General features: G+C 63.5%; 20 protein-coding genes and 1 pseudogene. 16 read left to right on the forward strand and 5 right to left on the reverse strand.

The genetic code is table 11. The features are described from left to right. The first annotated feature begins 84 nt into the window (after positions 1 to 84). Positions 85 to 588, forward strand: coding sequence for a sigma-70 family RNA polymerase sigma factor (locus tag LZC95_19355; protein WXA98965.1), 504 nt, complete (start codon positions 85 to 87; stop codon positions 586 to 588). A gap of 13 nt (positions 589 to 601) precedes the next feature. Here the strand turns inward: LZC95_19355 and LZC95_19360 are convergent, their stop codons facing one another. Further along, positions 602 to 1,462 carry a LysR family transcriptional regulator gene (locus LZC95_19360; protein WXA98966.1) on the reverse strand — a complete coding sequence of 287 codons (861 nt, stop codon included), beginning with the start codon at positions 1,460 to 1,462 and terminating at the stop codon, positions 602 to 604. A 243-nt stretch (positions 1,463 to 1,705) separates the two neighbouring features. Here LZC95_19360 and LZC95_19365 point away from each other — a divergent pair. The 3 genes and pseudogenes from LZC95_19365 (at position 1,706) to ssuE (ending at position 5,049) form a co-directional block, all read left to right on the forward strand. Continuing rightward, positions 1,706 to 2,267, forward strand: a pseudogene (locus LZC95_19365) (NAD(P)H-dependent oxidoreductase). 973 nt (positions 2,268 to 3,240) lie between these two features. Beyond that, positions 3,241 to 4,431 (forward strand): hypothetical protein, encoded by a 1,191-nt coding sequence (locus tag LZC95_19370; protein WXA98967.1) that lies wholly within the window; start codon positions 3,241 to 3,243, stop codon positions 4,429 to 4,431. Positions 4,432 to 4,491: 60 nt separating this feature from the next. Further along, the gene (gene ssuE / locus LZC95_19375) at positions 4,492 to 5,049 is read left to right on the forward strand and encodes an NADPH-dependent FMN reductase (GenBank protein ID WXA98968.1); all 558 of its coding nucleotides are present in this window, start codon (positions 4,492 to 4,494) and stop codon (positions 5,047 to 5,049) included. A gap of 135 nt (positions 5,050 to 5,184) precedes the next feature. On the opposite strand, the gene LZC95_19380 is transcribed toward ssuE, so the two are convergent. Next, a complete protein-coding gene (locus LZC95_19380; protein ID WXA98969.1) occupies positions 5,185 to 5,919 on the reverse strand; it encodes a class I SAM-dependent methyltransferase in 735 nt (244 codons plus the stop codon). Positions 5,920 to 6,007: 88 nt separating this feature from the next. On the opposite strand from LZC95_19380, the gene LZC95_19385 reads away from it, so the two are divergent. The 12 genes from LZC95_19385 to LZC95_19440 all read left to right on the forward strand — a co-directional run bounded on the left by LZC95_19385 (position 6,008) and on the right by LZC95_19440 (position 15,141). After that, entirely contained in the window at positions 6,008 to 6,985 is a 978-nt protein-coding gene (locus LZC95_19385; protein ID WXA98970.1) for a LysR family transcriptional regulator, read from the forward strand. Positions 6,986 to 7,780: 795 nt separating this feature from the next. Continuing rightward, complete coding sequence (locus LZC95_19390) at positions 7,781 to 7,903, forward strand: hypothetical protein (GenBank protein WXA98971.1); 123 nt, start codon at positions 7,781 to 7,783, stop codon at positions 7,901 to 7,903. 241 nt (positions 7,904 to 8,144) lie between these two features. Beyond that, positions 8,145 to 8,969 carry a site-specific DNA-methyltransferase gene (locus LZC95_19395; GenBank protein WXA98972.1) on the forward strand — a complete coding sequence of 275 codons (825 nt, stop codon included), beginning with the start codon at positions 8,145 to 8,147 and terminating at the stop codon, positions 8,967 to 8,969. After that, positions 8,966 to 9,181 carry a hypothetical protein gene (locus LZC95_19400; protein ID WXA98973.1) on the forward strand — a complete coding sequence of 72 codons (216 nt, stop codon included), beginning with the start codon at positions 8,966 to 8,968 and terminating at the stop codon, positions 9,179 to 9,181. Before LZC95_19395 ends, LZC95_19400 begins: the two co-directional genes overlap by 4 nt. Next, positions 9,178 to 9,387, forward strand: a complete 210-nt coding sequence (locus LZC95_19405) for a hypothetical protein (protein WXA98974.1) — start codon at positions 9,178 to 9,180, stop codon at positions 9,385 to 9,387. The genes LZC95_19400 and LZC95_19405 overlap by 4 nt, the downstream gene beginning before the upstream one ends. Beyond that, positions 9,387 to 10,796, forward strand: a complete 1,410-nt coding sequence (locus tag LZC95_19410) for a conserved phage C-terminal domain-containing protein (protein ID WXA98975.1) — start codon at positions 9,387 to 9,389, stop codon at positions 10,794 to 10,796. The genes LZC95_19405 and LZC95_19410 overlap by 1 nt, the downstream gene beginning before the upstream one ends. Next, on the forward strand, positions 10,786 to 12,240 hold the full coding sequence (locus tag LZC95_19415; GenBank protein ID WXA98976.1) for an AAA family ATPase: 1,455 nt from the start codon (positions 10,786 to 10,788) through the stop codon (positions 12,238 to 12,240). Before LZC95_19410 ends, LZC95_19415 begins: the two co-directional genes overlap by 11 nt. A 113-nt stretch (positions 12,241 to 12,353) precedes the next feature. After that, a complete protein-coding gene (locus LZC95_19420) occupies positions 12,354 to 12,614 on the forward strand; it encodes a hypothetical protein (protein WXA98977.1) in 261 nt (86 codons plus the stop codon). Continuing rightward, entirely contained in the window at positions 12,611 to 13,177 is a 567-nt protein-coding gene (locus LZC95_19425; protein ID WXA98978.1) for a hypothetical protein, read from the forward strand. Before LZC95_19420 ends, LZC95_19425 begins: the two co-directional genes overlap by 4 nt. Then, the gene (locus tag LZC95_19430; protein WXA98979.1) at positions 13,174 to 13,608 is read left to right on the forward strand and encodes a hypothetical protein; all 435 of its coding nucleotides are present in this window, start codon (positions 13,174 to 13,176) and stop codon (positions 13,606 to 13,608) included. The genes LZC95_19425 and LZC95_19430 overlap by 4 nt, the downstream gene beginning before the upstream one ends. A gap of 76 nt (positions 13,609 to 13,684) precedes the next feature. After that, on the forward strand, positions 13,685 to 14,710 hold the full coding sequence (locus tag LZC95_19435) for a hypothetical protein (protein WXA98980.1): 1,026 nt from the start codon (positions 13,685 to 13,687) through the stop codon (positions 14,708 to 14,710). An 8-nt stretch (positions 14,711 to 14,718) separates the two neighbouring features. Next, on the forward strand, positions 14,719 to 15,141 hold the full coding sequence (locus tag LZC95_19440) for a hypothetical protein (protein WXA98981.1): 423 nt from the start codon (positions 14,719 to 14,721) through the stop codon (positions 15,139 to 15,141). Positions 15,142 to 15,217: 76 nt separating this feature from the next. Here LZC95_19440 and LZC95_19445 read toward each other — a convergent pair whose 3' ends face one another. The 3 genes from LZC95_19445 to LZC95_19455 form a co-directional block, all read right to left on the reverse strand. Continuing rightward, positions 15,218 to 16,072 (reverse strand): hypothetical protein, encoded by an 855-nt coding sequence (locus LZC95_19445; protein WXA98982.1) that lies wholly within the window; start codon positions 16,070 to 16,072, stop codon positions 15,218 to 15,220. Positions 16,073 to 17,011: 939 nt separating this feature from the next. After that, positions 17,012 to 17,329: a hypothetical protein gene (locus LZC95_19450; GenBank protein WXA98983.1), complete on the reverse strand. Its 318-nt coding sequence runs from the start codon at positions 17,327 to 17,329 to the stop codon at positions 17,012 to 17,014. A 141-nt stretch (positions 17,330 to 17,470) separates the two neighbouring features. Continuing rightward, positions 17,471 to 18,547 carry a hypothetical protein gene (locus LZC95_19455; GenBank protein WXA98984.1) on the reverse strand — a complete coding sequence of 359 codons (1,077 nt, stop codon included), beginning with the start codon at positions 18,545 to 18,547 and terminating at the stop codon, positions 17,471 to 17,473. Between the last annotated feature and the right edge of the window lie 492 nt (positions 18,548 to 19,039).

A 19,039-nucleotide genomic window follows, 5' to 3' on the forward strand; every position in this document is an offset into this window, starting at 1 on the left:
CCTCTCGCCATCGAAGTCGACGTCGTTTGCTCTACGGACGTGACGTCCGCGTCACCCTTTCGGGCACAACGTGGCGCACCTCCAATGTTCAGCAAGGCACGGTTCCAGGCCGGCATGGAGGTGCACGCGGAGTTCGTGCGGCGATCTCTGCGACGGCTCGGCGTCCCAGAGAACTTGGCCGATGATGCGCGGCAGCAGGTCTTCGCGATCTACGTGCGCAAGATCGGGCTCGTTCACGCGGGCGCCGAGCGAGCTTTCCTGTTTTCGACATCGAGCCACGTCGCCGCGCACATTCGTCGAGCCCTGGCGCGACGCCGTGAGCTCTTCGGGGAAGCCGTCCAGGAGGTCGCCGACCCGGCGCCACGCCCGGACCAACTCGTCGAGCAACGCCAGGCCCGCGCGCTCCTCGACAAGGCGCTCGATGCATTGCCCGCCGACCTGCGCGCCGTGTTCGTGCTGTTCGAGCTCGAGGACCTGTCGGCGCCCGAAATTGCGAAGCTCACCGGGCTACCCACTGGGACTGTCGCCTCTCGTCTGCACCGGGCCCGCAAGATATTTCACAAGGCCGCCCGTCGCTTGCGCGAATGAGGGCCAAGTCGAGTTAGCCCGCTGCAAGTCGGCTCTGAAGCGTATCCAATAGCCATCGCCCTGCGAGACCGAGAACCTGATCGCGCCGATGTGCCGCGTAAATGGTCAAGGCGTCGGGGGGGGCTGGGTCATCAGCGATCTCCAACGGCAGCAGCCGGGACGCAGCGATTGACGCTGCGACGATGTGCTCGGGCATGCGGCACCATCCAAAGCCGGCGAGCAGGAAGTCAAGACGTCGGCCAACATCGACGAAGCGCCAGAGTCGCGCGCTTACGAGCCCGTAGTTCTCCCCTGAGGGGGAGGCCGGGTCCGATAGCACGAGCTGCACGTGCTGCTCGAGATCAGCGCGTGTTGCCGGCCGCGCGAGCCGCGCGAGGGCGTGATGAGGCGCAACGACTGCCATCAGGCGGATCCGCAACAAGGGATATGCAACGATGTCGTCCGGAACCGCGGGCAGCAATAGACATATCGCCAGCGCTGCCGATCCTGCGCGCAGCCGTCGCAAGGATCCACCAAGACCTTCCGTCGAGAAGGTGACCGCGAGCTCGGGAAATTCACTGCCGAGCGCCCTCATGCTTTCGATCAGGGGCGCTGTCGGTACCAGCGGGTCGATGGCGATGGCGAGCTCGGGTTCGACACCTCTGCGGCTGTTCGCTGCCACCGCTTCGAACCGTGCCGCACTCGCCAATACCAGACGCGCTTGATCCACCAGCACCTTCCCTACGTCGGTGAGGCGCGGCCTGTACCCCTCCCGATCGAAGAGGGTGACGCCTTGATGTTCCTCGAGCGTGGCGACCGCCTGGCTGATTGCGGATTGCGCGCGCCCGAGGGCCCGTCCCGCAGCCGAGAAACTGCCCGAATCGGCGATGGTCACGAGAACACGCAATTGGTCGAGGCTGAGCGATCCGAGGCCGGCAAACTCCATCGTGTTTGCCGATGAAGATCATCACAACTTCACCACTTTCTCAAGATGGGCTCCGGCTGCAAATAGACGGGAGTCCCTACGCGTCGCCCACCCGCGTCGCCAAGCAAGTCCTTTCACTCGAAGGAACCTCCCATGCCCAAACTCCTCGTCGTTGAAACCAGCCCCCGTGGCGATCATTCGATTTCACGGAACATGACGCGAACCTTCGTGAGCCAGTGGCGCGCCGCGCACCCGAGCGGTGACGTCGTCGAACGCGATTTGGCGGAGACTGATCTGCCGTTCATCACGGGTCCGTGGCTCCAGGCGTACTTCACGCCGCCGGAGCAACAGTCCCCCGAGATGAAGGAGATTCTGGGTCTATCCGATGACCTCGTCCGCGAGCTGCTTTCCGCGGACCACATCGTGATCCACCCCCGTATACAACTACAACGTTCCCGCATCCCTGAAAGCTTGGATTGATCACATCGTTCGCAAGGGAATGACCTTGGGTTTCGACGGCAAGGGACTTCTGGAGAACAAGAAGGCCACCATCCTGCTTGCATCGGGCGGCGTTTATACGGAAGGCTCTCCGATTCGTGATCGGGATATTGCCACCAACTACCTCCGTCTGATTCTCGGAGTTATCGGCATTACCGATGTAAATATCGTCGCTGGCGGAGGTGCCAAGGCAGTCGATATGCGCGAGGCCACGATGGAAGGATTTCTGGCGAAGCTCCAGCCCGAGATCGAACGCGCGGCCACGGACCGGACGTAAGATGTCGGCAACATCAGTGCTCTGTGCTTCGCATTCTCCTCTTATGTACTGCCGAGCCAGGAAGCCACGTCAGGAATCGGAGCTCCTTTCGGTTTTCGCCACGCGAGCGGAGGGCGTTCGCCGCCTTGCTCCGGACGTCATCTTTGCCTTCGGGCCAGACCACTACACCTCGATGTTCCAGCGACTTGCTCCCGCCCCACAGCCATGAGGATTTCGAGCAAGGTTCTCTGACCATCACCGGTTCGTTCGAGCATTATCTACGGACCCCATGGGGCAGGGATCGCACAGCATGGCGCGATGATCGCGTGGCAAAGTGCGACAGTCCCTCCGTTGCCATCATCCCGGCGGGCATGATCCACACGACGGCCTGGTTCGGTGGTGATGGTCGCATGATCGACATCTTCTCGCGCCCCCTCGGGCGGATTTTTCTCAGCATGCGGGTCGGGTTCGCAACGAAGACGACTACCCCCCTCCGGATTGGAGTCCAGATTCGTGGATACCCTAGCTCTCGACGCGGTTCTGTCGCGACTCAACATCGACTATTGGTACGATGTCGACCACAACGCCGGGCGCAATGCCCACGAGTTCTTCGTCGACCAGGACCCGGTCTATCAAATTCAGGACCGAGTCTTTGCCGGCCGCGAGGCGATCCGAAGATTTTACGCCTGGCGCGAGGGGCGCGGAGTGAGAGTTTCGCGACACTGTATTTGCAATGCGCGGGCGGTATTCGACCCGGATGGATCGGCAAGAATGACTTCAATCCTTTTGCCGTACGCGGCGGATGGAGAGCCGGTCCTTCCCACTACGGCTCCCATCCAGATTGCGGATGTGGAAGACGTATGTCGGATCGTCGATGGATCCTGGCGGTACACGTCCAAGCGTTTGACCACGATATTCGCAGGCGGCGTTCCCATCACTCTGCCGACCTCGCGAGACTGGCATAACCATCGTAACTCAAAAAGGAGTTTTTCTCATGCACCATATCTCCGAAGGCGAGCTCCGCGCCGAGCTCGTGTCGCGCGCACGCGCGCTGATTCCTTTGCTCGCGAAGAACGCGTCCCAGACGGAGGCGGGCGGACGTGTCGTCGAGGACAACATGACCGCGATTGAAAAGGCCGAGCTCTTCAAGCTCATGGTTCCGCGTCGTTTCGGCGGGCTCGAAACGGACTTTCGCACCATGCTCGAAGTCTCGCGTGCTCTCGCCATGGGGTGCCCTTCGACGGCGTGGGTGACCACGCTCATGAATACTTCCGCGTGGTTCGTCGGCCTCATGGGTGCCCAGTCGCAGCAAGACGTCTGGGACGCCAATCCGACGGTGCGGATGGCGGGAGTCATCACGCCTTCCGGGAGGAGCCGCCGGGTCAAAGGTGGATTGAAGGTGACCGCCAAGTGGCCATGGGCCAGCGGTTGCCTCCATGCGCAATGGGCATTCGTCGGCCTCCCCATCGTCGACGAAAGTGGCGCTACGATCGAGCAAGGGATGGCGATCATCCCGATGAAGGACCTCACCATCGAGAACACATGGTTCGTCGCCGGGATGAAAGGGACGGGAAGCAACACCATCGTAGCCGAAGACGTCTTCATCCCCGAACATCGCATCATGTCCGCGTCCAAGGTGCTTGCGGGGGACCGACCGACGCCATACAAGGAGGAAGCTCTTTATCACGCGGCGTTCGTTCCAGTGACGGCGCTGGTGCTCGTCGGTCCTCAACTCGGTATGGCGCAGGCTGCACTCGACTTCGTCATCGAGAAGGCTCCGAAGCGCGGCATCTCCCATACGACATACGAGAATCAGACGACGGCACCGACGGTGCAGCTGGCTATTGCCGAGGCGACGATGCTGGTCGATACGGCCCACTTCCATGCCTATCGCGCGGCCGCCGATATCGACGGCGCTGCACGCCAAGGCCGGCAGATGAAGTACGTCGAACGAGCGCGCGTCCGCATGGACGCAGGCTACGTCGCGCGCGCTGCGCGCGAAGCGATCCGCATCCTTTGCTCCGCTCATGGTGCGTCGAGCTTTGCCGAATCGAGCCCGCTGCAGCGATTCTGGCGCGACTCCGAGGTCGCGAGCCGCCACGCCATCGTGAATCCTGAGATCAGCGCCGAGATTTTCGGTCGTTCGCTTTTGGGAATTTCGGGGGGCGTTTCACACCTGGTCTGAGGTCTGAACAGGCTGCGTAGGCCTGTGCGTAAACCCTCCTTACATGAAATCGGACTCGTCATGACTGAACCTTCCTCCATCGTGATTGTCACGGGCAGCCCGACCCGCCCTTCGCGCACGACCGGTCTCGCGCAGCTCGTCGGTCAGCGGCTTTCGCGCGATGCCTTTCGCGTGCGCGTGCTGCACGTTCGCGACCTACCCGCCGAAGCGCTGCTCCACGCCGATTTCAGCCACCCCGATATCCAACGAGCGAGTCAATGGGTGGCCCAAGCCGACGGCGTGATCCTGGTCAGCCCCGTCTACAAGGCTGCGTATACCGGCATGCTCAAGGCGTTCATCGACATTCTGCCTCAATTCGCGCTGCGTGATAAAGTAGTCCTACCGCTCCAGGTCGGCGGTACGCTCGCGCATGTGCTCGCGATCGACTATGCGATGCGCCCCATGCTGCAGTCCCTCGATCCGCGGCTCATCGTGAGTGGGCTATTCATGCTGGACAAGACGATAGAGGTCGGCGCGGACGGTGTGACGCTGTTCCCCGACGTCGACTCGCGGCTCGAGCAGGTCACGCAAACGTTCATCGAGGGGCTGCGCGCGCACGCAATGCGCACGCGATGTTAGCGATAACGACCTTCTCCCGGTGGGGGATGTAGCCGTCCGGGGTGGCAGCTCGAGCGCGGCGGCATAAGGGGACGAGTGACGTGGCACGGTCGCAGCTTCTGCAAAGAGCGCATCGGCATCCCCAGCGGAATGCACCTATCGCCCTAGATAGACTGTAAATTCGTTTCCACGCCAGTGTTCGAAGGGCAGGGGCAAGGAGCCGTAGCCGTTGGCGGGATCTCTAACGTAGGCGAGATATTCACCAGATTGCTCAAATGCATTCTCCGCGAGGATTATGGCACCAGTCCTGAGATGAGGCTCGATTAGCTTGAGGATCGGCATATATAGCGTGAACGCGCCATCGAGATGCAGCATGTCGATCTCGCCAGGTAGCTGGGCCAAGGTGTCGCGAGCGTCGCCTTCGCGGATCTCGACGTGCTTCTCCAAGCCCGCCGCCTCGAGGTTGGCGCGTGCGCGTCGCACCTTGCTAGGCTCTAGCTCCGTGCCGATCAGCCTTCCGGCGCGTCCCGCGTCCTTGAGCGCCGCGGCGAGGTAAATGGCAGAGATGCCCATCGATGTTCCAAACTCGACGATATGCTGGGCATTTCCGGCGCGGGCACATAGATAGAGCATGCGGCCGAATTCCGCGGACACGTTCAAGAAATTGTCCGCAAATGCGCGATAGGTTCCTCGTAGATCCTTCTTTTCGGATTCCACGAGCTCTTGCACGTAGTCTTCGAGCACGTAGTCGCGCCGCGAAAGGTCCTTCTGGAATTCGCCATCCGCGGCCGCCGCCTCTTGGAAAAGGCGGCGGAGCGTGTCCGCTACGGGACCTTGATCGAGAGAGTTCACCGCAATGGGACGCGGGAGATTTGGATTCGTCAGGTTCATGGGCGCTCACCGTAGGTTTCCCCAATCGATCCGTCCAAGACATAGATTGCCCGTTCTATGATACCTTCTGGGCAACGATCCCAGCTCGATGGAACTCCGACACCTGCGCTACTTCGTCACGATCGCCGAGGAGCAGAGCTTCCGCCGCGCGACCACCAGGCTCCACATCTCACAGTCTCCGCTGAGCCGGCAGATGAAGGACCTCGAGGAGGAAATGGGCGTCGAGCTCTTCGAGCCCGCCGGACGGGGCATCAAGCTCACTGCCGCAGGCCGAGCCTTTGCCGAGAGGGCTCGGGGAATCCTTGCGAGCGTCGAGGCAGCCGTGGACGAAGCCAAGGGGATCGCCGAGGGGAGGCTCGGCACGGCGGTCATCGGCTTCGAAACAGGAGCGACCTTCATGGGGGCGTTATCCTCCCTCGTCGCAGTGTTTCGCCGACGAATACCTCGTGTCGGCCTGCAGCTTGTCCCGATGAGCAGCGTCGAGCAGTGGACGGCGTTGCAACAGGGAACGATCGCCTTTGGCTACGGTGCCTACGCCCCCAGTGACGATGCCCTGAGCTATTTGGAAATGACGCGTGACCGACTTGGGCTGCTTGTCTCTCGCGAGCATCGACTCTCACGGCTCGAGAAGATTCGGCTTCGCGATTTGGAGCGCGAGCGCGTGCTGTTGCAGCCACGTCAGCTTTATCCGAGGCTCCACGCCGACATCATCACGGCAGCTCGGGGGAAAGGCATCACCCTGCACGTGACGGCGGAGGTGGCTGATCTCGAGGCGCTCCTGGCATTGGTCGTGGTTGGCGACGCGGTCACCTTCCTGGCCGAGAAGTTCTCGGAAGCGGTTCCGCAGCCTTCGTCAGTGTGGCGTCCCGTCGAAGACCTCCACATCAACCTGAGTGAATTCGTCACATGGCGCACCGCCGACGCCGACGCGCCGGTAGTCCGGGCCCTGATTGAGAGCGCACGAGAAGTGAGCCCAATCCTGCAACGCGCCCCAAGCCGTAAGCGCTCTTCCCCGGCCACCAAGCGAAGACGTCGAAGGCGAAGCAAGACATCACCCAGATCTTGAACGAATCCGCCGCGCTCTCGAAAAAGTGGGGCTTCTTGCCCCTACGGAGCCTCGAGAGCTCTCCCGTCGCGTCGTGGGCATACGCACGCGGCGGTGCGAGCGATCATCAATCGCTCGCGCAGGACACGAGAACTACCAGCCGCCCCTCATCTACACTCGGCTCGCCGAGATGGTGGGCCAAGGCGATTTGGTCAGATGTTTCGCGAATTACCGAAACGGCTCACGGGAAGGGAAACTCACGGTTCAGCTGCCGGCCAATTGTCCGGCAATCGTCCAAACGTCTGTGAAGTACCCCAATTTTCCCGATAAATTCGTGGGCGCAACAGGATTTGAACCTGCTGCAGAAATCCACGAAAGTACGCAAGAAGACGAAGAAAGTCGGGCGGAGGGGGGGCCTCAATTGTCCGCTGGCGACCCTTCGCCAGGACCATTGGAGGTTGTTGTAGAGCTTGCTGCGGCGGCATCTCAATGGTCGCTCGTCAGCATGGTGGCGCGCGAGCTCGCTTGTCGGCGGAACGAAGTCGATGTAGCCGTCGGCCCTGTCGAGAACGCTTTGTATCTGGCGGGTGCCGCGGGACAATGGGCAATTGTTAGCGAACTCTTACGGGAGCTCGAGGCTCGCCGTAGAGATCGGTTGCGCGTCAGCGGACCGGAACTGCGCCTCCTCCTTAAAGAGGCGAAGGCGGACGGCAGTGAGGGCTGACAGTGGGCAGCATAGCTATGCTGGCGCGGTCCACATGCCGCGCCGCTGTTCGCCGTCGGCACGCGCTGTGGGCGCGTGCCTTCGCCCAGGGGATGAGCATCTCGCAGATCGCTCGCCGGTGGGGCGTGCACCACACCACCATCGCGGCCGCGCTCGACAAGCCGCACCGATCTGACGACCACGCCGGTCTCGAATCGGACGGAGGTGCCTCGTGAGCGCCCGCAGTCGACAGATCACGTACGAGATTCCGACCGGGAGCGTTCCTCGACGGTGCCGGGGGAGCGGGTGCACGGCGCTCATCTACTTCGTCAGGACGGAGCATCGCTCGATGCCCCTGAACTCGGACGGCACCCCGCACTGGGCAACCTGTCCAGCGTCCAAGGAGTTTCGGACGCGCGAGAACCTCGAGCGCCGGCTCGCCGAGCTCCGCGCCGACGAGCCCGCGCGGAGGAGCCGATGATCGCCCTCCCGTGCGTGAACGACGTCCTCGACGGACGCGCGCGTTGGACCGTCATCAATGGAGACTGCCTGGCGCTTCTCCCTGGCATCCCGAATGCGGATGTTGCGATTCTGGACACGGCGTACTCCCGTCGTGTTCACGAGGGAGCCCGCACGAGCCGGCGCCGCGACTTGCCCGACGTCGCCAAATGGTCGTGCCGCAAGAAGCGACGCCTGGATCTCGGATTCGAGCACCTCACCCCGAAGCTTCGTCGCGGCCTCGCGCGTTGGTGCGGGGAACGCGTTCGCCGGTGGACGCTCGCGTTCAGCGACGCGGAGAGCTCCTGGCTGTGGCGACTGAGTCTGGTCGCCGCAGGGCTTAATCACCGGCGCACCGGCGAATGGGATCGGTTGGGTGGTGCGCCGCAGTTCTCGGGCATCGAGCCCGCTCCTGCGAGCGAACACATCACGATCTGCCACCGGCGGGGAAGGCGGCGTTGGAACGGTGGCGGGAAGGCGGCGCGTTGGTCTCACCCCGTCGTCGCCAATCGCCTTGGTGCGCGCGGCTCGCGCGTGCACCCCACGCAGAAGCCCGAGGGTCTGCTGGTCGACCTCGTGTCCGACTTCGCCGATCCCGACGACGTCGTGATCGACCCGGTGATGGGCTCGGGCACGACGGGCGTCGCCGCGATCCGTCTGGGTCGACGGTTCATCGGTATCGAGCTCAATCGGGTCTGGTTCGAGATCGCTCTTGAGAGACTGCGCGCCGAGGAGGCGCAAAGCACCCTGCAGGCGGCACGCGCCGGGCAGCAGGCGCTCTTTGAAAATTGGAGGACGTCATGATCGTACCGTGCCCTGGGCACCTGGTTCCGCAGGCTCGCCGTGCGCTCAGCCAAGGGCTCGCCGACATCCACCAGCGCCTCGCGCTGCTTGTGCGCGGCGCCTATGAGCTCGGCGATGGCGACACCGTTATCGCGCTCCTTCGAGCCTCGCACGAACTTCGAGCCGCGAGCCTGAAGGCCGACGTGGCGACGGGAAAGGAGGGCCGACCATGATCGAGATCCTTCGCCGACGACCACACCCCGTCGTACCGCGTCCGCCCAAACGACCGCGCACCAAGCCGAAGCCGCGACGCCGACGCGGGTGGCGGGACCTGCCGCAGGAGGTTCTTCGCGAGTTCGCCCAGCACGGCGAAACCGAAGCCATCGACATCTCGGACCTTCGCCAGGAAGAGAACTTCCGCTTCTGGGAGAAGCCGTAATGGCACGCATCCGCACGCTGAAACCCGAGCTGCTTGAGGACGCGGTGACGGCGGGTCTCAGTCATGGTGCCTTTCGCTTGTTCGTGGGGTGCATCTTGCTCGCCGACGACTACGGAAACCTTCGCGCCGATCCTCGTCGGTTGCGCGGCGAGGTGTTCTGGGGCTCCGACGCGACCGGTCCGACCGAGGTGACGCGCCTGCTCGGCGAGCTTTCGGAGGCGGGCCGCGCCGGCCCCCAGTCGGGCCTCGTGCAGCTCTACACGGTTCGCGGGCAGCTCTACGCCCATATCCGAAACTGGGAGAAGCACCAGAAGGTCGACCATCCCGGTCGACCGCGTTGTCCCTCGCCCAACGATCCGGAAACCGAGGAATATTCACCAAATAGCCAATCCTCGCGAGACCTTCGCGAGCCTCTCGGAGGCTTCTCGCAGAGCAGAGGCTCGCACTTCGCGCATCACCGCGACGAGCCGGCACATGCCGTCGACCGTCTTTTGGCGGAGGGCGAGGAGAAAACGGAGCAATTCTCACTAAGTGGCGAATCCTCGCGAGACCTTCGCGAGGGTCTCGGCGGCGCCTCAGAGTCGTCCGAATCGGCGAGCACCCATAGCGTCGTGCAGAGCGGGAATGCTGCCGAAGCAGCGTCGACCGCCAGCGATGAGAAATCGGAGGAGTTCTCACCAAATAGCGAATCCTCGCGAGACGTTCGCGAGGCCCTCGCGCCTGACATGGACCAGTACCCCGACCAAGGAATAGGAATTAATACGTCGGCTTTGCCTCCTGCCGGCTCCGACGAGCCGGCGCCCATTCCGGAGAGTTCGTCACCGAAAACGGAAGAACCTCGCCCTCACCGACCCACGAACAGCCAGGCCACCTTGCCCTTCGCGCAACCCACGCCTGCAGCATCGTCCTCGCATGAGCGCGCCGTCTTCGACCACTGGCTCACGGGCTGGCGCAAAAACGTCGGCGGCATTCGGGAACCAAAGCTCGATCCCAAGCGACGTGGGCGAATCAAGGCCCGCCTTCGCGAGGGGTTCACCGTCGACGAGTTGAAACGCGCGATCGACGGTCTTTGGTCGAGCGACTGGCACCTGGGGCAAAACGAAACCGGCAAGCGGTACGTCGACATCGAGCTCGTCTGTCGCGACACGAGCCACGTCGAGCGATTCCTCGAGATGACCCGCTCGGAACCGAGCGCGCCAAGTGCGCGGGTGACTCGCATTTCCGAGCCTGATCCATCCGAGTTCGTGCCGCCCCCTGCGGGTTTTCGCGAAGCCCTTGAGGCGATCGCTACGCGCATGTCTGCCACCCGGCCTGCAGGCTCGGTCGTGAAGGCCGATCCCGAGCGGGGCGCCGACGTGCGTTGGTCGTCGAAGCGTGAACCCCGAGTGGAGAGCGGCCATGCAGGCTAGCCAGCACCTGCGGCTCGTCGGCGCGCGATCGACGCCCGAACCCGTCCACGATCCGGAATCGGGACGGATTCCGCCGCACGACCTCGACGCCGAGGTGGCGGTGCTCTCTGCGCTGCTCCTCGACGACCAGCGCATTCGTCAGGTGAGCTCGTTCCTGCTGCCCGAGCACTTCTACGCCGAAGCCCATCGGCGGATCTACGAAGCGCTCACCCACGTGGCAAAAACCGATGCGCCCGACGGCGAACGGGCCTGCATCGTTCGGGTGGGCTCATGGCTCAAAGACCGCGGAAGGATCGAGCAGATCGGGGGAATGGCCTACCTCACGGAGATCCTGAATTACGCGCCGGCCATCGCCAATGTCGGGCAGTACGCCATGATCGTCCACGACAAATGGCGTGCTCGCCAGGTGATCGCACGTTGCCAGGAGTTTGCCGCGCGCGGATACGTGGACTACGGCGATGCCCAGGCGTTCGCGGACGGCGCCGTGCGTGCACTCTCCGACGTCGCACGCCGGAACATCGCCGGTAAAGTCGAGTCGAACCTCACGGCGCTCAAGCGCATCGTGAAGGAGATCGCCGCTCGAATGGAGGCTGCCGGGACGCGGCCGGTCGGCATTCTCACGGGATTCGCCGGCTACGATCACGAGACCGGCGGCCTTCACGCGTGCGACAAGACCACCATCGCCGCGCTACCCGGCGTGGGGAAGACCGCGTTCGCACTGCAGATCGCCGTCAACGTCGCCATGCAAGGGATCGGCGTCTTGATCCTCTCCAACGAGATGGGCCGAGATCAGCTGCTTCTCCGGATCCTCGCACGGCTCGCGCGCGTCGATGGACGGCGCTTGCGAGACGGTAAACTCACGCAACCCGAGTGGGATCGGGTCATTGAGGCCGCGGGGAAGCTCGCCATTTTGCCGATCCTCATCGACGATACCGAGGGCATGACGGTCGGCTACGCCATGCATCGCGCGCGGATGGAGGTCGGTCGGATGCTCGAGGAGTTTGAGGCGCCCCTGGGCCTCATCGTCCTCGATTGGGTCCAAAACTTCGGTCGAGATGCCGAGATGCACGGAGCGAAAGACCACGAGGTGGTCAAACACTCGACGCGCGCATTGAAGGACCTCGGCAAAGAGCTTCGTCTCCCCGTCCTCGAAGTTGCTCAGATGAAACCCGCCGAGATCGACCGCACCACGAAAGTGCGACCGCGGCCGACGAAGGGCTGCGTCGCCGATAGCTCGTGGGTCGAGAAGGTAAGCGACGGTGTTGTCTACCTTCACCGCAATCCACTTCGCGAAGGAGAGCGCATCGTGGGCGAGGACCCGAGCTCGTTGACCTTGTGCATGACCAAGAACCGTTGGGGAGACGAGGGATGCCTGCAGCTCCGTTTCGATCGGCCTCTGCAGGCATTTGAGTGCATCGACTCGAAATTTGGAGAAGCAGCATGATCTCAGTGTCACTTCCGCGAGCGATTCTTAAATTTGTGGTGTCGGGGTCCCCCGTGATCGCGGGGGACCGCCTCGAGGAGTATGAAGCCCGCGTCCGAAATGCGGGGTCGGCCATGGTCCGGCAAGCCGGATGGAAGATGGTGCCGGGGGACACCTATGGCCTTCGTCTTTTCCTGCACCGCCGCCGGAATCAGGGGGCTTGGGACGAGTACGCCGCCATGATGCAACGCGCTCTGAAGGGGATCGTGATTCCGGGGCGCGAGGCCGTCGTGGATGCGCAGGTCCGCGTCATGGTCAACCGGGTCAACCCTCATGCCGAGGTGACGGTCACCGCGTTCGCCGGGCGCGCCGACCCGGAACGGAGCTCGTCATGATCAGCGTTCCCAATCGGACCGACGTGGCGCCGGTGAGCCGGACCATCGCCGCTTTCGATCCAGGGCCGAGGTGGACGGGCTTCGCGTGCGTCACCATGCACGGGGGAGCCGGACGTCCCGTGAGGTTCGTCTACCGCGAGGGTCGGAAAATGGAATCGACTCCGGAGCAGATCAACTGGTGCTTCGCGCTTGGCGTCGACCTGGTGGCCGTCGAAAGCGTCGACGGAGTTCCGTACGAGGATGTGCGGGCTGCGAAGCTGATGGAAACGAACGGCGTCGCGCGGGCGATCGAGTGGCTCGCGCTCGGGCGCGGCCTGCCCGTCGAGCGGCTCAGTGCGCGAGCTTGGCGGTCACCGCTTTGCGGCCGGGGCAACGCTTCTGACGATCAGATCGCGCGCGTCGTGGCGCTGCACATCCGCGAGCTTCCGCGAAGGACGAACGTCCATGTTCGCGATGCCCTCGGCCTGGCGGTCGTCGCGGGTTGGCGGTTCTTGCAAAGGCGCGAGGCGCGAGCGGCCGGCACGGGTGCAGCCCGCGGCCGCGCGAAGGGAGCAATACGATGAAGACGGTGGATTTTGTCCCGGAGGAGGTCGAGTGCAGCGACCTGCGCCCGGAGGATTGCGCGATCACGCTGCTCGTGGTGGTGAGCCGCTGTGCGGGATGCCGGCGGCCGATGGTGCCGCTGCATGCGCAGTTCCGCGGGGTTGGCCATGCCGCCGAGTTTGCCCGCCAAGCCGTTCGGGCGAACTTCCCAATCCAGGATCGGCTCTTCCGTGACGAGAGCGGCCATTTGCAATGCGCAGACTGTGCGGCGAGGGAAGGGGCAACCTTCGTGTGCGCGCTCTGCGGCGCCCGTCGCAGCTTGAGCGAGGTCAAAGAGGAGTTTGGGACTCGGTCGCGCGAATTTCTCTGCAAACCCTGCTACGCGACCGTCCCCGCCGTCGAGTGGGTGGACAAGTGCACGGAGCTTCGCAACGCCCACCGGGCGGAGTGATGGCCCCGTGGTCGAAGGCAAGGGGGGAAGTGGGCATCGATGGCTCGGCGCCGGTCGCCGGGTCGTAGGAGGAGCGATGATGATTCGGACAGTCACACAAAACGCCGCGCGTAAGGCAACGCCGCGTACCCATTCGTTCGGAGGACGCCCCGAACACACCCCGCTGGGGCTCTCCGTGCTCGAGCGCGAGCGGCTCCACGCGTTCTTCTGCGAGTACGAATCCGCCATTGGTTTTCGCAGCACGTTTCGCGAAATGATCGTGGTGCTCGCCTGGGGCGACGTTCCGTCCGGCATGGCCGTTCACGCGTCGCGGCCGGCAGTGAACGACGCCGAGGACCGGATGCTCGAGCGGATCGCGCTCGGTGTCGTCGGACCAGCGCGCAAAATCTATCAAGCTCTCTCTCTCATGGCATCGCGTGGGGAGGGGGCTCTCGTCAGCGTACTGTGGTTGCTGCACGGTCACCGGCACCCGACGGCCGCCTACCACGTGTTCTCCGACGTCGCGCCCATCGTTCATTTGACCGACGCGGCGGAGGAAGTCCGCGAAAAGCTCGCCCTGCACGACGGCGATGAGCGATACGACCGGGTCACGCGCGACTATCCCACCGCATTGGCCGCCCAGCGCGAGGCCATCACGGCCGAGTTCTGGCGAACCGTGGGTTTGATCCACCGGGCGGACGAGCGAGTCGGACGATGGACACGGCGGCCCTTGCCGCGCAAGAAAGATGAGTCGGACGAGGCCTACGCCGGGCGTAGCAAGGAGCGCGAGAGCAAGGTGCAACACTACACGCGAATGCGTTTGGCGTGGTGGCGCCTGCTCGAGCAGCTCCTTCGAGCCTACGACTACGACGGAACCACGTCCGCGAGCAATTCGGCCGTGGCCGAGGCGGATCGCGAGGCCACGCCCCAGGCAGCGATTCGGTGGCGCCTTGCGTACCGCGGGCCACGCGTCAACGGGCGACCTGTCCATCAGGCCATGAAGGCGCACCAGATAGCGCGGGCGGCCTTCGTCGCGAGCGCAAGGCGAAGCGCGGAGAAGCTCCGCATCCGCGCGGCGCTCGCGTACCGGAGCGCTCTCGCCGAGGTCTCGGAGAAGGCATGAGAACAGCCGTGCGCGGAATCGAGACATTGTCTCTCTTCCCCGATGAGGAGAGAAAGGTGCGGCCGTTGCGGCCGACGATTCCGCGCGGCCTCGTGCACATTGGTCTGCTTGCCAAGAGCGCCGACCACAAGACCAAGAACCTTCTGGCCGAGCTGCAGAGGCTCGAAGCGCTGACCGGTGGGGGCCTGGTTCATCAACTTCGACCCCGTGGTCACCACTACGTGGATATGATCAAGCTCGCCGAGCGCTTTCCGAAGTTTCTCCAGCCGAACGACGACGAGGTCGGCGCTGAACCTATCATGAAGGGGGCCGACGTTGAGGAGCTTCGCGCGGACGTTGCCGAGCTTCGGGCACTGGTTGTGCAACTGCTCGACGCGGTGGGGTTTATTCGGGATCTTCTCGCCGACCGCGTACGGGCTGGCGAGGGATAGGCTCGCGAGTCCGAAGAGCGTGTTGCGCGTCAGGCCCAGCTGGCAGGATGCCTTCCCCTGGGGAGGCGTGCCCCATTCAGAAGCCCGGGAGACCTCGCGCTCGCAGCCACTCGCGAGCGAGCACGGGAGGGATGGCGGCGTCCTCGAGCCGATCCACCGCCACGAAGTCCCGTAGGACACCGAGTTCTCCGTCGGGGCTGTTTATGAGCTCCTCCGGCTCGAAACCGGCGAGTACCCCAAGCTCGGCCAGCATCACCGGCGCGTCAGAAACGAAGAAGGGACTCGTGTCGTGCTGGTATTCGTGTTGCGAAAGGTGCAATCGAACGAGCGCGCCGATCAGAACCAAGTCCACCAACAACGCGGCCTGCGTTGGGCTGGTGAGCGTCCCCCGCCAGTCCAGCGGAGCGATGATGTGGCGTCGGTCCAGTGGTCTGACGGAAAGCAAAGAGGCAGCGTCGTGCCACAGCGCAAAGAGGTCGTCCTCGTCATAGTCAGTCGGCAACCGACCCGCACGCGCATAGTCTGCAATAGAAATGGCGTTCGCAAATAGTCGTGTTTTGCGGGCGCTGTCCCCTGTAATACCTGTTACCCGACGGTACGGGTACACGGCCGCACTGAGCCTCAAAAGCATCTGTTCGAAAAGCTCGATGAGCGCGAGGCCGAATTGCTCTGGAGCAACCTCTTGCAGGGTCCTCGGATGATCGGGAGGAGGGCCAAAGGCCGCGCACGCCGTCATGCACAAGGTGCTCACGCGATTTAGATTTTGGTGGTGCTCGTCCCCATGAAGGGCAGCCAGGATATTCGAGCGCGCGCCGTCGCGGGCGACGGCCGATGCGCCGTACTCGTAAACGACGGTCCCATCGCTCTGGGGCACCTGCACAATTTCGAGCTCGATTCGCTCCGTGAGTGCAATGGGTTCCGATAGCGCCACGCCGTGCTCACGCAGCCAATCGACCAGCACGCACCGGGATGCGACTATTCTTCTTGCTTGTCTCACGCCTGCCTCCATCGTGAATGCGAAGCTGAACCCCGTATGAGATTGCCGGGGGCAAGGTTTAGATGGGCACGCGGCTTTTGGGGCATGGAATGCGGCACGCCAAGGGGCGGAAGGCGTATTGATGGGTAGACGGGCGGGATTCCCGAACGACGGCACGGTTTCGCGAGCTGTAAACGTATCAAATCGGTGGCAGGGAACGCCTCTTTCCGGAGAATCGTCCTCCTCTGCTGCCTGGTTGCTAAGAGATTTCCCGGCCGCTTCTGAGCCGACGAGACGACAGCGGCCCTTCTACCTGCCGGGGCGCCTCGTGACGATGAATCTCGTGTGGAACGCGTACCAATCTCCCCCGGGCACGTCGTCTCTCGCGACGTTCTGCCGTTGAAGACCAGATGTATTGACCCGTCTTGGTACGCGCAATGGCAGGCTGAACTATGGCCTCGAGGTTCGCAACATTTTCGGCTGCTGGTCGACGTTCAATGGCGTGAGCTTTAGGAAGGCCCTTGAGGGGGAACGGGAACGCATCGATCAAGAAACCCAAGCTCTTGATCGCCGTAGCGCGCACTTTGAACGCGCGGAGATTCAGGCGCTTCTGGATGCGCTCTACCGGCGTCGAGCTCGACTGGATCGACTCGCTGATGGGTACGTTGCCCATACGACGCTTCTCGACGCATTTCGAGGGAGGCGACGACGTGGCTATCGAAAGATGTGAGCGTTCGAACCTCGAGTTCCTCTGGACGCGCAGCCGGAACACACGCGCCGGCGACTCGCGGTCGTCGGGTAGCCCTTCGTTCGGAGTCGGTCGATCCTGCGCGCTATTCGATTGCCGCGATTATGCAATTGCGTCCACCATCGGGCGAGCCAGGTCGGTTTTCATCAACCCGCGGCGGAAAGCGCGAGCATCATCGTGATGCGGACTTGGTGAGGACGTTCCTTCAGGGCGCGGGTGAGCGTTCGGAACTCCTCTTTGGTGAAATCGCTCGCCCAACAAAGGGTGGCGAAGTAGTCGACGAAGTCCCGGTCGTAACGGATCTTGATGTTCGTATGCGCGTCGCGTAGGACGCGTTCGCGCTCCTTGCGTGCGCTTTGCGTGTCCAGCCCTGTCCGCCCACACATCTTCCGATCCGCGTAGGCCTTCGCGACGCGTAGGATGAGGAGGTCGACGGATTCGAGCCTTGTCGATCGAGTGTTCATCAGGTCTCTCCTTGCGACCGGCTTCGCCGGCGCCGCGAATGAATCGCCCGAGGGCAATAGGGACGGAGAGCCACGGCGGAGGGTGATAGGGCCGCGGGCCGGGCCGAGCAAAGGTATCCCGCGGCGGGCCGGCGGCTTGCGCTATGCGGCCGTCGGAAACTCGAATTTACCGACTTCCATAAATGTCCGCAGCTCGAGGGCGGCTTGGGACAAGGCGTCGGGGCCGGTGATCATCTCGCGAGATACTTTGCCTACAATCTCCGCGGGGACACGCCAGCGCATCGTCTGGGTGTCGGACTCGTAGCTCCACACCTTGTCGAGCCGTTTCAAGTACTCCTCGGTCGGGATCGGCTCGCCCCCAAGCCCGATCTCTCCGGTCGACTGGTGACGCCCCAATCCGGCCAGGCCGTAGCGCCGTGCACGCTCGGCCATCGTGATCTTGGAACGCAGAAGAATCCCGACCTCCTCGTCGCCGGCGGATCGGAGAAAGACTTCGACGACGTCCTCCACGACGCGGTTTACACCACCAAAATTCTGTCTCCCCGCCGCTTCGACAAACCATTTGGCGTCGTCGTTGAGTTCGTGCAGCGCCACCTTCACCGTTACTTCCTTCATGGATGTCCTCCGTTGCTGGCTTTCGTCATTTGCGTTCCTGCCGCGGCGACCAAAGCCCGGCACCCCGCGGGCTTCAAGCCAACGGGCGGCGTCCGCGTGCGGGATCTTTCCATCTTCGATTTTGAGCTCCCCGTTGCGGGCCAGAAGTCGCACGTTCGCCGCGGACATTCCGACAAGGACGGCCAGCTCTCGCGGCGTGACATCCTTCCGCGCAGCGAGCTTGTGACGTGCGAATGCGCCAACGAGCACGAGACCGATGGGCGTCTCTTCCACGTCGCCGTCTTCAAGGAGATCGCCGACACCAAATGTGCCCGGCTTTCCAGCGCACGAGTACAGGAGTGAGCACGCCTCCTGAATGGCGTCGATGGCGCACCCATCATCGGGCCAATCCGTCGCGTCCAGGCCACGTTGCGCGTAGTGGGTGAGCAGCTCACCGGCCCACTGAACGTTGCTTGCGTCGTCCGACTCTCGGACGACGGTCAGTTTCGGCGCGAGGCCGAAGACGAGTCGACCGACGAAGTGCTCGACGAGGTCGGCCATCTCCCGGCCCACGTTCTCGGGGGTCAGATCCGCCAGTTTCGGTGTTTCGGAACGTCGCGCCATGTGCCTGCCTCCGTCGGGTCGCTTCGATATTCGTTACGGAACGAATAATAATATTTGTTATTCGTCGCGCAACGAATAATGTACCGGAGACTCGTTTGGCTGAAATATTCGAGGATTAAATGATCAGGTCGTTTTCCCGCCACTGGCTCTGCCGTGCGATATTGGGGGAGAAAGGCCGCCGACCCGAGTCGCCGCTTTTGTTTTGGAGCGGGTGGGTCCACCACCGGGCCAGGTTGGTTAGCCCAGACGCTGGCGCTCCGGTCGGCGTCCTGTCGTGCTGTCCCGGGCCCCGGGTGTCGGTGTTCGCGCCGCTTCGAGCACGTGGGCCGCGGCGCGCCACACCCCGTCCGCACGCCCGCGGGCCTGTGGCCGGACCGCAGCTTGGCTCGCACGTCAGGTCGACGCGTCGGACCGAGCCGCGTGCCAACGTCCCGGGTGCCCGAAATGGTTTGGGTTGCTCATCAGGGGCGATGGAGACAGCGTCGGGGGTGC

The organism is Sorangiineae bacterium MSr12523 (genome assembly GCA_037157775.1).
GTDB lineage: Bacteria > Myxococcota_A > Polyangia > Polyangiales > Polyangiaceae > Pendulispora > Pendulispora brunnea.